The organism is Nonomuraea dietziae (assembly GCF_014195505.1).
Lineage (GTDB): Bacteria > Actinomycetota > Actinomycetes > Streptosporangiales > Streptosporangiaceae > Nonomuraea > Nonomuraea roseola.
This window is the reverse complement of record NZ_JACIBV010000002.1, coordinates 351,964-364,846: the sequence shown is the minus strand read 5'-3', so window position 1 is coordinate 364,846 and position 12,883 is coordinate 351,964. Positions and strand designations below refer to the sequence as shown.

The 12,883-nt window shown below is 72.2% G+C and carries 12 protein-coding genes; 11 read left to right on the top strand and 1 reads right to left on the bottom strand.

Annotation, left to right across the window (positions count from 1 at the left end; all coding sequences use genetic code 11):
• Positions 1 to 6: 6 nt before the first annotated feature.
• Both FHR33_RS44385 and FHR33_RS44380 read left to right on the top strand, forming a co-directional pair.
• Positions 7 to 1,194 (top strand): CaiB/BaiF CoA transferase family protein, encoded by a 1,188-nt coding sequence (locus FHR33_RS44385; RefSeq protein ID WP_183661306.1) that lies wholly within the window; start codon positions 7 to 9, stop codon positions 1,192 to 1,194.
• On the top strand, positions 1,191 to 1,991 hold the full coding sequence (locus FHR33_RS44380; protein WP_183661303.1) for an HpcH/HpaI aldolase/citrate lyase family protein: 801 nt from the start codon (positions 1,191 to 1,193) through the stop codon (positions 1,989 to 1,991). Before FHR33_RS44385 ends, FHR33_RS44380 begins: the two co-directional genes overlap by 4 nt.
• Before the next feature lie 20 nt (positions 1,992 to 2,011).
• Here FHR33_RS44380 and FHR33_RS44375 read toward each other — a convergent pair whose 3' ends face one another.
• Positions 2,012 to 2,650 (bottom strand): TetR/AcrR family transcriptional regulator, encoded by a 639-nt coding sequence (locus FHR33_RS44375; RefSeq protein ID WP_246453705.1) that lies wholly within the window; start codon positions 2,648 to 2,650, stop codon positions 2,012 to 2,014.
• A gap of 135 nt (positions 2,651 to 2,785) precedes the next feature.
• On the opposite strand from FHR33_RS44375, the gene FHR33_RS44370 reads away from it, so the two are divergent.
• The 9 genes from FHR33_RS44370 (at position 2,786) to FHR33_RS44330 (ending at position 12,714) form a co-directional block, all read left to right on the top strand.
• The gene (locus FHR33_RS44370; RefSeq protein WP_183661300.1) at positions 2,786 to 3,784 is read left to right on the top strand and encodes a sugar ABC transporter substrate-binding protein; all 999 of its coding nucleotides are present in this window, start codon (positions 2,786 to 2,788) and stop codon (positions 3,782 to 3,784) included.
• Entirely contained in the window at positions 3,781 to 4,809 is a 1,029-nt protein-coding gene (locus tag FHR33_RS44365; protein ID WP_183661297.1) for an ABC transporter permease, read from the top strand. Before FHR33_RS44370 ends, FHR33_RS44365 begins: the two co-directional genes overlap by 4 nt.
• Entirely contained in the window at positions 4,806 to 5,564 is a 759-nt protein-coding gene (locus FHR33_RS44360) for an ATP-binding cassette domain-containing protein (RefSeq protein ID WP_183661294.1), read from the top strand. The genes FHR33_RS44365 and FHR33_RS44360 overlap by 4 nt, the downstream gene beginning before the upstream one ends.
• A gap of 189 nt (positions 5,565 to 5,753) precedes the next feature.
• The gene (locus FHR33_RS44355; protein WP_183661291.1) at positions 5,754 to 6,404 is read left to right on the top strand and encodes a polysaccharide deacetylase family protein; all 651 of its coding nucleotides are present in this window, start codon (positions 5,754 to 5,756) and stop codon (positions 6,402 to 6,404) included.
• Between the two features lie 135 nt (positions 6,405 to 6,539).
• Positions 6,540 to 6,908: a nuclear transport factor 2 family protein gene (locus FHR33_RS44350; RefSeq protein ID WP_183661288.1), complete on the top strand. Its 369-nt coding sequence runs from the start codon at positions 6,540 to 6,542 to the stop codon at positions 6,906 to 6,908.
• Positions 6,909 to 7,048: 140 nt separating this feature from the next.
• Positions 7,049 to 8,356, top strand: coding sequence for an MFS transporter (locus FHR33_RS44345; RefSeq protein ID WP_183661285.1), 1,308 nt, complete (start codon positions 7,049 to 7,051; stop codon positions 8,354 to 8,356).
• The gene (locus FHR33_RS44340) at positions 8,353 to 9,504 is read left to right on the top strand and encodes a hypothetical protein (protein WP_183661282.1); all 1,152 of its coding nucleotides are present in this window, start codon (positions 8,353 to 8,355) and stop codon (positions 9,502 to 9,504) included. Before FHR33_RS44345 ends, FHR33_RS44340 begins: the two co-directional genes overlap by 4 nt.
• Positions 9,501 to 10,526 carry a DUF917 domain-containing protein gene (locus FHR33_RS44335; RefSeq protein ID WP_183661279.1) on the top strand — a complete coding sequence of 342 codons (1,026 nt, stop codon included), beginning with the start codon at positions 9,501 to 9,503 and terminating at the stop codon, positions 10,524 to 10,526. Before FHR33_RS44340 ends, FHR33_RS44335 begins: the two co-directional genes overlap by 4 nt.
• 154 nt (positions 10,527 to 10,680) lie before the next feature.
• On the top strand, positions 10,681 to 12,714 hold the full coding sequence (locus FHR33_RS44330) for a PucR family transcriptional regulator (RefSeq protein ID WP_183661276.1): 2,034 nt from the start codon (positions 10,681 to 10,683) through the stop codon (positions 12,712 to 12,714).
• The last annotated feature ends 169 nt before the right edge of the window (positions 12,715 to 12,883 follow it).

Here is a 12,883-nt window from a genome sequence, read left to right as displayed (position 1 = left end):
AGGACTATGACCAGTCTTGCCGATATCCGAGTGATTGACGCGGCGACGTTGTTCGCCGGGCCGTCCGCCGCGATGATGCTGGGCGACTTCGGCGCCGACGTCATCAAGATCGAGCACCCCAGGCGCGGAGACCCCTCGCGCGGGCACGGGGCCGCCAAGGACGGGGTCGGCCTGTGGTGGAAGTCGCTCTCGCGCAACAAGAGGGCCGCGGCCGTCGACCTGTCCAAGCCCGAGGGGCAGGAGATCCTGCGCCGCCTGGTGCGGGAGTCGGACGTGCTGGTGGAGAACTTCAGGCCTGGCACGCTGGAGCGCTGGGGCCTCGCGCCTGAGGACCTGCTGGCGCTCAACCCCCGCCTGATCGTGGCGAGGATGACCGGGTTCGGCCAGTTCGGGCCGATGGCGAGCCGGCCGGGGTTCGGCACGCTGGCCGAGGCGATGAGCGGCTTCGCCTCGATGACGGGCGAGCCCGAGGGGCCGCCGACGCTGCCGCCGCTCGCGCTGGCCGACGGCATCGCGGGACTGGCGATGGCCTACGCCGTCATGGTGGCGCTGCACGCCCGCGAGCGGACCGGACGCGGCCAGGTCGTCGACATGGCCATCATCGAGCCGATCATGGGCCTGCTCGGACCGCAGATGACGGCCTACAAGGCGCTCGGAGTGGTGCCGCGGCGCACGGGCAACCGTTCGAGCAGCAACGCTCCCCGCAACACCTACCGCACCAGGGACGGCCGCTGGCTGGCCGTCTCCACCAGCGCGCAGACCATCGCCGAGCGCGTGGTCACGCTGGTGGGCAGGCCCGACCTGGTCGCGCAGCCGTGGTTCTCCAGCGGGGCGGGCCGGGTAGAGCACGTGGAGGAGCTGGATGAGGCGGTCGGCTCGTGGATCGCCGCACGTGACGCGGAGGAGGTCGTGGCCCGCTTCGAGGAGGCGCAGGCGGCGATCGCTCCGATCTACAACGTAAAGGACATTGCCGAGGATCCGCAGTACGAGGCGCTGAACACCTTCGTCGAGCTGCCCGACGAGGAGCTGGGTTCGGTGACCGTGCAGAACGTGCTGTTCAGGCTGTCGGAGACCCCCGGCGAGGTGCGCTGGACCGGACGACCACTCGGCCGCGACACCGACGAGGTGCTGGGCGAGCTCGACTACACGCCCGAGCAGATCAAGCAACTGCGGGAGAACGGGGTGATCGCATGAACCTCACGTGGCTCTATGTTCCGGCTGACAGGCCCGAGCGGTTCGACAAGGCCGTGACGTCGGGCGCCGACGTGGTGATCATCGACCTGGAGGACTCCGTCGCCCCCTCCCGCAAGGAGGAGGCCAGGCGCAACGCGGTCGCCTACCTGCGCGGCGGGGCGCCCGCCGTCCATGTGCGGATCAACGACCCGGCCACCGACGAGGGTCAGCTCGACCTGCGGGCGCTGGAGGGACTCCCGATGGCGGGGGTGCGCGTGCCGAAGGTGGAGTCGCCCGCGGCGGTGGACCTGGTCGATCTGGACGCGCCGATCCACGCGCTGCTGGAGTCGGCGGCCGGTGTGGTCAACGCGGTGGCGATCGCGGCGCACCCGAGGGTGGCCGGCGTGGCGCTGGGCGAGCAGGACCTGATCGCCCAGCTGTCGCTCACCGACGAGGCGGCGCTCGACCAGCTGCGTATCAGGGCGGTGCTGGCCGCGGCCGCGGTGGGGCTGCCGCCGGTGCCGATGTCGGTGTACGCCAACGTCGCCGACGACGAGGGGCTGCTGGCCTCGACCAGGCGTGGGCGGGGATTCGGGCTGTTCGGCCGCACCGCGATCCATCCGCGGCAGCTGCCGGTGATCCGCGAGGCGTTCAGGCCGTCGGGGGAGGAGGTGGCCGCCGCGCGGGAGATCGTGGAGGCCGCCGAAAGCGCCGTCGACGTGGGCGCGGTCGCGCTGCCCGACGGCCGCCTCGTGGACGCGCCGATCATCACGAGGGCGCGCCGCACGCTCGCGCTGGCCGAGCGGCTCGCCCTCTGAGCCTACGGCGGGGCGCGCCGTCAGGAGGGCGGCGCCCAGCGCTGCTCGAGCTCCTCGTCCGTGGGCGGAGGGCCGGGCAGCGGCTGGTGGGCGGGGGGGTTGCGCAGGGAGTCGAGCACCAGCGTCAGGTAGCGGTGCCGCAGCTCGGTGGTGCGCTGCCCGTCGCCGAGCTTGATGGAGGCGATCTGCTCGAACAGCAGCGCGATGTCGGCGGCGGTCACGTCGGGTCGCAGCGCGCCGGCCTTCACCGCGCGGTCGTGGACCTCGATGGCCAGCTGGGAGGCGCGCGCGGAGGCGTGGTAGAGCTCCTCGGTGGGCTGGAAGGTGCCGGCCAGCGCGATGGTGAGGGAGCTGGAGTCGGCGTCGACGATGTCGCGCATGTACGTCGTGAACGCCTCCCACGGGTCACCCCGCATCGCCAGTGACTTCTCCGAGGCGGCGATGTAGAGCTCGAGGCCGTCGCCGCAGAGCTTCTGCAGCAACCCCTCCTTGCTGCCGTAGCGGCGGTAGAGCGCGCTGATGCCGACCCCCGCCCGCTCGGACACCGCCGAGATGGGCGCGCTCGGATCGGTGGTGAAGACGGCTCTCGCCGCCTGGAGGATGGCTTCGTCGTTGCGGGCGGCCTGAGCACGGCGGCCGCTCATCGGTGTGGCGGTCATGACACGACCATACTACGGAACGAACGATTCCGTTCTGTAACCCGCTCATTAGTCCTAATGTCACGACAAATTGTTGACGAAGGGGTGACCACGCGTTTACATCAAGGACGTGCCCGATGGTCTTGGAGGTATCGCATGAAACGAACCCCGATCGTGCTGGTCCTGGCAGGCGCGCTGGCCCTCGCGGGCTGCTCGGGCGGTGGCGCGGCACAGTCCGCCGCCCCCGCCACGGCGCCCGCCGGCTCGCCGGCTCCCACCGCGGCCCCCGCCGGAGGGGGCGGCACCTACGCCGTCATCACCCACGCGGCACCCGGCGACTCCTTCTGGGACGTGGTCAAGAACGGGGCGGAGGCCGCGGGCAAGCAGTACGGCGCGAGCGTCACCTACCAGGGCGACGGCGACGCGGCCAAGCAGTCGCAGCTCATCGACCAGGCGGTCACGCAGAAGGTCGACGGGATCGTGGTCTCGATGGCCAACCCCGACGCGCTGAAGGAGTCGATCGGCAAGGCCGTCGCCGCCAGGATCCCAGTGATCACTGTCAACTCCGGCCTCGACCGCTCCAAGGAGTTCGGCGCCCTCACGCACGTCGGCCAGTCGGAGGACGTGGCGGGGCGCGGCGCGGGCGAACAGCTCAAGGCGGCGGGCGTCACCAAGCTGCTGTGCGTCATCCACGAGGCCGGCAACGTCGGCCTCGACCAGCGGTGCAAGGGCGCCGAGCAGACGCTCGGCGGATCGGTCGAGCGCCTGCAGGTGGACGTCAGCAACCTGGCCGACGTCAGCTCCAAGGTGACCGCGAAGATCCAGTCGGACCAGGCGATCAACGGCGTGCTGGCGCTCAACCCCGCCGTGGCCATCGCGGCGAGGGACGCGCTCAAGGACGCGGGCTCGCAGGCCAAGCTGGGCACCTTCGACCTGTCGGGCGACGTGGTGACCGCCATCAAGGACGGCGAGGTCCTGTTCGCCGTCGACCAGCAGCAGTACCTGCAGGGCTGGCTGCCGATCACCTTCCTGCACCTGTACAAGTCCAACCTCAACACCGTCGGCGGCGGGCTGCCGGTCAACACCGGCCCGGGATTCGTGACCAAGGACAACGCCGAGCAGGTCGCCAAGCTCGCAGAGAGCGGAACCAGGTGAGCTCCGCGGCCGCCGACGAGCGTCTGGCCGACGTCGGCCGCCTGCGCCGCCTGCTGATCAGGCCGGAGCTCGGCGCGGTCGTCGGCGCGGTGGTGGTCTTCTCCTTCTTCGCGGGGCAGTCGGAGGTCTTCCGCTCGGTCGCGGGCATCGCCAACTGGCTCGACCCCGCGGCCACCCTCGGCATCATGGCGGTCGCGATCGCGCTGCTGATGATCGGCGGCGAGTTCGACCTGTCGGCGGGCGTGCTGACCGGCACCACGGGGCTGGTGCTGGTCACGCTCGCCACCAGGTTCGGGTTCAACGTGTGGCTGGCGATGCTCGCGGGCCTGGCGGTGGCGCTGGCCGTGGGCTTCGCCAACGGCCTCATCGTCACCAGGACGAGACTGCCCAGCTTCATCGTCACACTGGGCACCTTCCTGATGCTGCAGGGGCTCAACCTGGGTGTCACCAAGGCGCTGACCGGCACCGTCCAGGTGGCGGGCCTGCGCGGGGCCGAGGGCTACGAGTCGGCCAGGGCCGTCTTCGGCGGCACCGTCGGCGACAGCGGGTTCAGGGTGGCCATCCTGTGGTGGGTGCTGGCGACCGTGGTGGCCACCTGGGTGCTGATGCGCTCCAGGGCGGGCAACTGGATCTTCGCGGTCGGCGGTAACGAGCAGGCCGCGCGCGCGGTCGGCGTGCCGGCCGCCCGCACCAAGATCGCCCTTTTCATGACCACGGCCTTCGCGGCGTGGCTGGTCGGCTCGATCCTGGCGCTGCGCTACACCTCGGTGCAGGCCAGCTCGGGCATCGGCCAGGAGTTCATCTACATCATCGCCGCTGTCATCGGCGGCTGCCTGCTCACCGGCGGGTACGGCTCGGCCATCGGCGCCTCCATCGGCGCCGTCATCTTCGGCATGGCCGACAAGGGCATCGTCTTCCTCGGCTGGGACGCCGACTGGTTCAAGTTCTTCCTCGGAGCGATGCTGCTGCTGGCCACGCTCGCCAACCGTCTGGTCCGCCGCTACGCCGAAGAGGTGAAACGTTGATCCTCCAGACCAGGGACGTCGGCAAGTCCTTCGGCAGCGTGCTGGCGCTGCGCGGGGTGTCCATGAGCGTGGCCGCGGGCCAGGTGACCTGCGTGCTGGGCGACAACGGCGCGGGCAAGTCGACGCTGATCAAGATCCTGGCGGGGGTGCACCAGCACGACTCGGGCGAGCTGCTGGTCGACGGCGCGCCCGTGCGCCTGTCGAGTCCGCGAGACGCGCTGGACAGGGGCATCGCCACCGTCTACCAGGACCTGGCGATGATCCCGCTCATGTCGGTGTGGCGCAACTTCTTCCTCGGCTCGGAGCCGGTCAAGTCCATGGGGCGCTTCGACGTGGCACGCGCCCGCCGCGTCGCCCGCGAGGAGCTGCGCGCGATGGGTATCGACATCCGCGACGTCGACCAGCCCGTCGGCACGCTGTCGGGCGGAGAGCGCCAGTCGGTGGCGATCGCCAGAGCGGTGCACTTCGGGGCGAGGGCGCTCATCCTCGACGAGCCCACCTCGGCCCTCGGCGTCAAGCAGGCGGGGGTGGTGCTGCGCTACATCGCCAAGGCTCGCGACCGCGGCCTCGGGGTGGTGTTCATCACCCACAACCCGCACCACGCCTACCCGGTCGGCGACCGGTTCCTGCTGCTCAACAGGGGGACGAGCATCGGTGAGTACGGCAAGGCCGACATCACCCGTGAGGAGCTGACCACGCTCATGGCCGGGGGCTCGGAGCTGGAACAGCTCGAGCACGAGCTCAGACGGGAGTGAGCGATCTCCGCGTACAGCAAGATAGATCCCGACATTTCATGATGCTCCCGTAATGGTGGCTCCCGTGACGTGAGCTCTCGTGATCCGAGCTCTTGAGGGGGCTCGCATGAGGGGCGATGTCATGAGGGCGATCTTGTGACGGGGGTTCTCGTGAGAGGGGATCTCGTGGCGTGGGGACGAGGGGGAGCGATGGTTCGCTGGCGCGCTGTGGTGCCGGTCGTGGCCGCTGTCATGGTGGCGGGTCTGGGGACGGCTCCGGCCGCTCACGCGCGGACGGCGGAGAAGGTCGTCTACCTGACCTTCGACGACGGGCCGTCCGAGTACACGTCGAAGGTGCTCGCCATCCTCGGGGAGCACGGCGTGCGGGCCACGTTCTTCCAGCTCGGCGTCAACATCAAGGAGAACAGGGCGCTGACGAGGAAGGTGTTCGAGCAGGGCCACAGCGTCCAGAACCACACCTGGTCGCACCCCGACGTGCGCGGCCTGTCGTGGCCGGCGTTCAGGCGGCAGGTGCTCCACACCGACGCCGAGATCAGGAGGCAGACCGGGTACACGCCGCAGTGCCTGCGTCCGCCGTACGGGGCGGTGGACAAGCGGGCACGCAAGCGCGCGGCCGCGCTCGGCAAGCAGGTCCGGCTCTGGACGGTGGACCCGCGCGACTGGGCCAGGCCCGGCTCGAAGGCGATCGCCAAGCGGGTGCTGGCCGACGTCAGGCCGGGCGGCATCGTGCTGCTGCACGACGGCGGCGGCGACAGGAGGCAGACGGTCGCCGCCCTCCCCAAGATCATCAAGACGTTGAAGGCGCGCGGTTACTCCTTCCACCGCCTGTGGTGCGGCTGATCCGAGCGTGACGGCCCGTGCCGCTCCTGGCCGCAGGCGCAGGGGGTGTCCGGTGATGCCGACAAAACACCCTAAAGTGGCTGATCGGCCATCGCCAAGGGTCGATGGGACAAAGACGCGAACGAGAGGGCAACGATGACGCGCCAGGCAGTGTGGGCGGTTGTGACCGGCATGTACGACGCCTACACCAGGGGGGACAGGGCGGGCATCGACCGCCTGCTGCACCCGGAGGCCACGATCTTCGACTCGGCGGCCCCCGACCTGATCACCAGCAGGGCGCAGCTGGACAAGGTGCGGGACGCCAGGCCGACCGACGGCCCCGCCGAGACCGGTCTGCACGCCTACGACGAGGTCGTGGACGTGTGGGGAGACACCGCGCTGGCCCGCTACCTGCTGCGCGTCGACTACGCCACGGGGGAGCCCGAGATCGTGCGCACCACCACCGTGCTGCGTCACCTCGACGGGGAGTGGCTCATCGTGCACGTGCACGAGAACAGCCTCTGACCTGCGGGTATTCTGAGGCCTCAAGGCAAGGCGCACAGCGCGGCCCGCCGGGCCGGTGCGTCGTGCACAGCGGAGGAGGGAGGGGGCGGCCCTATGGTGCGCCATATCCCCACAGCGCCCCCCTCCTCCGAGGAGTCTCCATGACCGCCACCGACGCCCGCACGCTGCCCATCGGGTCGGCCTTCGATCGGATGCCGTTCACCAGACGGCACGTGCTCATCGCCCTCGCCCTGTTCATCGCCTTCGTCATCGAGTCGTGGGAGCAACTCGCCCTCATCTACGTCTCGGGCGACCTCGGTGAGTCCTTCGGCATCGACGAGGCGGGCATCGGGATCGTGCTGTCGGCCGTGGCCTTCGGCATGATCCCAGGGGCGCTCATCTGGGGGCCCGTCTCCGACAGGATCGGCCGCAGGCCCGCCGCCTTCTGGTCGCTGCTTGCCTACGGAGCGATCGCCTTCGCCTCGGCCTTCGCCCCGAACATGGCCACGCTGGTCACCCTGCGGGTCGCCTCGGGGCTGGCGCTGGCGGGCGTCTACACCATCACCTTCCCCTACTTCCTCGAACTGCTGCCCACCAGGAGCAGGGGCAGGGCCGCGGTCTACCTGTCCATCGGCTGGCCGATCGGCATGCTGGCCGCCATCGGCGCGTCGGTGGCGCTGGGCGACCTCGGCTGGCACGTGGTCGTCATCGCCAGCGCGGCGGCGGGGCTGTGGGCGTTCGCGATCAGGGCGTGGGTGCCGGAGTCGCCGTACTGGCTGGCCGCGCGCGGACGGCAGGAGGAGGCCCGCCAGGTCCTGCGCGAGCTGGGCAGCCCCGACCACGACGCGACCTTCACCGTGGCGACCGAGCGTGTGGGCCGCCCCCTCGATCTGCTGCGCGGCAGGCTGACGAAGATCACCGTGGCGATGCTGCTGCTGAACTTCGCCTTCAACTGGGGCTACTGGGGCCTGCAGACCTGGCTGCCGACGCTGCTGCAGGACAAGGGCCTGACCTTCGACGCCTCGCTGGGATTCGCGGCGCTGAGCGCGCTGATGATGATCCCCGGCTACGTCAGCGCCTCCCTGCTGACCGGGCGCTTCGGACGCAAGAAGGTGTTCCTCGTCTACGTGGTGGCCGCGGCGCTGGGCGGGCTGTGGTTCGCGCTGGCCGACTCCCCCTTCGAGCTCTACGCGGGCAACTTCGTGCTGTCGTTCTTCAGCCTGGGCGCGTGGGGCGTCTGGAACACCTGGAACGGCGAGTTCTACCCGACGGCCCTGCGCGGCACCGGCTACTCCTGGGCCACGGCCTCGCAGCTGGTGGCCACGACGGTGGCCCCGTCGGCGGTGGGCGCGCTGCTGGCAGGCGCCACGGGATTCACCGCGACCATGCTGGTCATCAACGCTTTCATGGTGGTCACGGCGCTGCTGGCGGTGCCGCTGCCCGAGACGGAGGGGCGCGGCCTGGAATGATCCTCGGCGTCGCTCCCGGACGGTCCTCGACCACGGTCGCGGTCGTCCGCCACGGCGTCCTGGCCTGGTGGCGCGCCTATGACGGCGCCCTGCTCCCAGCCCGAGACGGCGAGAGCCTGCCCGCCTCCGCGCGCGCCTCTGCCGGCTCGCTGGGGAACGGGCCCGCCGAGGCGGATCTCGGCGAGGTGAGGGCGGCCTGTGTCGCGGTCGACCTCGACGACGTGCGCGCCGCGCCCGTCGCCGCGATCAGGGTGGGCGGCCCGTGCCCGCCGGCGCTGGGCCCGCAGGTGACGCACCCGCGCGGGCTGGCCACGATCGTGCGCGGCGGCCACAGCCTCACCCGGCGCCCCCTCGCCCCTCTCGACGCCGCCGCCGTGCGCGCCTTCGCCGCCGGGTGCGGGCTGGCGGACTTCGCGGTCACGGCGACGGGCTCGCCGGTGCTGGCCGACCATGAGCTCGCGGTGGCCGAGCTGATCGCCGCCGAGGTGCCGGGCGCGCGCATCACGCTGTCCTACGAGTTCGGACGGCCTGGGCTGCGCGAGCGTGAGCGGCAGGCGATGCTCAACGCGGCGTTGCGCCCTGAGGCCGAGCGCCTGGCGGACGCGGCGGCCTCGTGGCTCGAGGGCATCCCGCTGTACTTCGCCAGGAGCGGCGAGGGCCTGGTCTCGGCGCACTACTTCCGCCGCTACCCCCTGATCTGTCGCGAAGGCGCCACCGCCGCCGCCCTGCACGGAGCCCACGCCCTGCCCGGCCCACACTCCGGACGCGCCGTCTCTCCTGGGCCCATGGGGAAGACCGAGGCCGCGCCGACCGGCCCGGCGGACCGCGGGCGAGGGAGTGTGGCCGTCTCGCCGGGCTCGGTGGCCGGTGCGGGGGAGGGCGGAGGCTTCCCGCCGGATGTGGTGGCCGCCTTCGGGGCCGCGCTGGCGGGACCGCTGGCGGAGGTGGAGCGGATCGTCCAGGCCAGGGGAAGGGCCGAGCTCGACAGGGCGCTGGCCGACGCCCGCGACGAGGCGCTGACCAGGGTGGTGAGCGCGGGAGCCGCTCCCGGCTCGGCGCGCATCGGCGAGGTGACGGTCAACCCGCTGTCCTACCTGCCCGACGGCCTCTACCGGGTCCGGGTCACCGCCGCGGGAACCACCCCATGATCGGGCGTGAGGACCTGCCCGTGCTGGCGGCGGGGTCGAGGCTGTTCGCGACGGGCGCCGCCGAGTCCTCCTTCCAGCTGGCGGTGGACTGGGCGGGCGCGGTGCTCGACACGCCTGTGGAGCTCGTTGCGGCCGGTGACCTGCCGCCCGGCACCCTGTGCGTGGCCGTCAGCCTGGTCGGGTCGACGACCGCCCTGGGCGAGCAGCTGCCGGAAGGGCAGGAGCCTGCTCGTGCCGTACGGGCGCTGGAACGCAGGCTGGGCAGGCGCGCGGGCGCGGTCGTCGCGCTGAACCTGGCGGCGGAGAACGCGCTGCTCCCGCTGATCGCCGCCGCCTCGCTGGGGCTGCCCCTGGTGGACGGCGACGGCTCAGGGCGCGTGTTCCCGCTGGTGGAGCAGACCACCTACACGCTGGGCGGGGTCAGCTCCACCCCTCTGGCGCTGGCGGGGCCCTCGGGCGAGCTGGTGCTGCTGGAGACCGCGCCCGACAGGGTGGAGGAGACGCTGCGGCCGGTGGTGCTGTCGTTCGGCGGGTGGGGGCTGGCCGTCTGTTACCCGATGGAGGCCGCCGAGCTGGCGCGGGTGCTGGTGCCGGGCACGGTGTCGCTGCTGCTCGAGGCGGGCAGACCCGGTGCGCCGCGTTCGGTGGCCGCGCCGTACGGCGTGCGCAGGTTGTGCGAGGGCCGCATCGTCGCGGTGGAGGGCAGCAGCGGGCACGGCGCGGACGTGACGCTGCCGTCGGCGCCGTCGAGCATCGTGGTGGAGGAGAGCGAGGGGCTGGGACGGCTGGTGCGGCTGGAGGCGCACAACGAGATCGTGCTGGCCCTGGCCGACGGGGCGGCGGTGGCGATGGCGCCCGACCAGATCTGCATGATCTCGTCGGCGGACGGGGTGGTGGTGGACGTCGACAAGGCGAGTCCGGGGATGCGTGTCGAGGTGCTGGTGCTGCGCGCGGCCCCGGCGTGGCACACCGAGCAGGGCAGCGCCCTCGGCGGCCTGCGCGCCTTCGGGGTGCCGCTGTGAACGGCCTGGTGAGCGAACAGGGAGCTGGGCGGAGGCGGGTGTGGTGGGTTGAGTCGTCGTCGCGAACCGAGTGGGAGTGGCGGTCACACGGATCGGTGCACAGAGCCGGGCGTGGCAGGCGGAGCGGGGGAGTCGTGAGTGGAGTGGTGGAGCTGTGAGCGGGCCACGTGGTGCGGTGGGCGGGGCGGCGGAGTGGGAGGCGCCTATCACGGTGGCCGAGCTGGTCAACGGCGGGCCGCTGGCGGGCGCGCGGATGTACGGCGCGGGGGAGAGCCCCGTCCATCAGGTGCGCATCGTCGACGAGCTGGCCGTCTTCTCCTCGGTGGCGCCGCACACGGCCGTGGTGCTGATCGGCGCGGCGGCCAGCGGCGGCTGGGCGGTGGAGATGGCGATGCGGCGGGCCTGGGAGCAGGCGGCGGCCTGCGTGATCGCCCCTGTCGGCGCGGTGGGGGCGGGCTCCAGCGCGGTGCTGTCCGATCGGCTCGGCATCACGCTGGTGTTCGTGACGGCCGATCCGCTGGTGACGGCGGTGGAGGTGGCCTCCGCGGCGGCTCGTCCCGCGGCGGCCCGCACCCAACTGGTGGCACGCTGCGCGACCAGGCTGGCGGAGGCCGGAGCCTCGGCACGGCGGGTGCTCGGGGTGCTGAACACGGAGCTGCCTGGCACATCGGTGGCCTTCGTCGACGAGACCGGCACACGCCTGGCGGGCCGGGCGGCGGCGCTGTCGTCCGGCGCAGCGAGCGGAGGGACTGCCGTTCCCGCGTCCGGTCTCGCAGGCCGGGATCCGGCCGTTCCCGCGTCCGGTCTCGGGGGCCGAGGTCCGGCCGTTCACCCCGCAGGGCTCGAGGGCCGGGGGCCGGCCGTTCCTTCGTCGGGTCCCGCGGGACGGGGGCCGGTGGCTCAGTCGTCCGGGATCGTGGGGGCGTGGCCGGCCGAAGTGGTCGTGCGGGGGCCTGCCGGTGAGGTGCTCGGCAGGTTGGTGGCCGGGGGTCCCGCGAGGTCGGCGGGCTGGCCTTCGGTGGTGCGCACGGTGCTGGAGCTGGCCGTCGCTCCTCTGGCGGCGTGGGCGGCGACCGAACGGCTGGCGGCCGCAGGCGACTTCGCCCTCCAGTCCGCCCTGGCCGAGCGCCTGCTGTCGGAGGCCGCGAGCGGCTCGGAAAACCTGGAGGACGCAGCCGGCTCCGAGGTTCCCGGCAGCCTCGGCGGCCTGGAGGCTTCTGACGCCTCCGACGTCCCCGGCAACCTCGGCGGCTTGAGGGATTCGGCAGCCTCCGACGTTCCCGGCGACCTCGGCCGCTACGACGATCCTGACGGCTCCGAGGTTCCCGGCGACCTTGGCGGCTTCGACGGCTGTGACGGCCCCGTCGGGCCCGATGGCTTCGATGGCGCTGAGGGTTCCGAGAGCCCAGCCGGCTCCAAGGGCGGCAGCGGCGCCAGACTCAGCGGCGGCGCCGGCGCTCTCGGCGCCCCGAGCGGCTCGGGCAGGCTTCGTGGCGGCCGGCCAGGCCGGCGCGCTGATGACCGTAGAGCTGGTGAAGGGGTCTGGGCCAGGGCGGTGGCGTTGGGGTGGGCCGTGCGCGGGCCCGTGTCCGCCTTCATGGTCAGACCGTCCGGATGGACGGCGGACAGGCAGGACAGCCCCAGGGCCGGCGAGGTGATCGCGGCCACGCTGGGCGGGGCTCCGGTCGTCAGGCGGGGTGACGGCTGGGCGGGCTGGTCCGCGCTCGAACCCGGCGAGCTGGCCGAGCGGCTCGGCGCGTGCCTGCGAGCCCTGCCATGGCCGTGCGCTGCGGGAGTGGGCACCCCCGTGACGGGACTTCGCGCCGTGGGGGAGTCGCTGCTGGGCGCGGAGGCGGCGGCGTTCCTGGCAGGGAGCGGGCGTGTGGCCCGTTCGGACCGGCTGGGGCCCGCCGAGTTGCTGGCCGCCATTCCAGGGGGAGTTCTCAGGGCGCCGGCCACGGTCGTCCTGCGGCCGCTGATGGCCGCCGACAGGGAGGGAACACTGCTGGAGACGCTGGGGGCCGTGCTGAGCGAGGGCGGCGCCGTCCGGGCGGCCGAACGGCTGGGCGTGCACCGCAACACGGTCACCGCGCGGCTGGAGCGGATCAAGGAGGTGGGCTACGACCTGGACGACCCGGCGACCAGACTGGCCCTGCACCTGGCCTGGCACGTGATCAGCAAAGGCTGATCTACGTTGTAAAGGACGCCGGTGGTGTCATGTCCCTGCCGGCGCCGAACCGAGACGCATGCTCGTTGGCCAAGACGTATACGGCCTCGCCGACCGGCAGGGCAGCCGCATCCGGTACGTCGGCGCCACCACCCGACCACCACTGCGCTTGGATTCGTGCTGCCGGCTT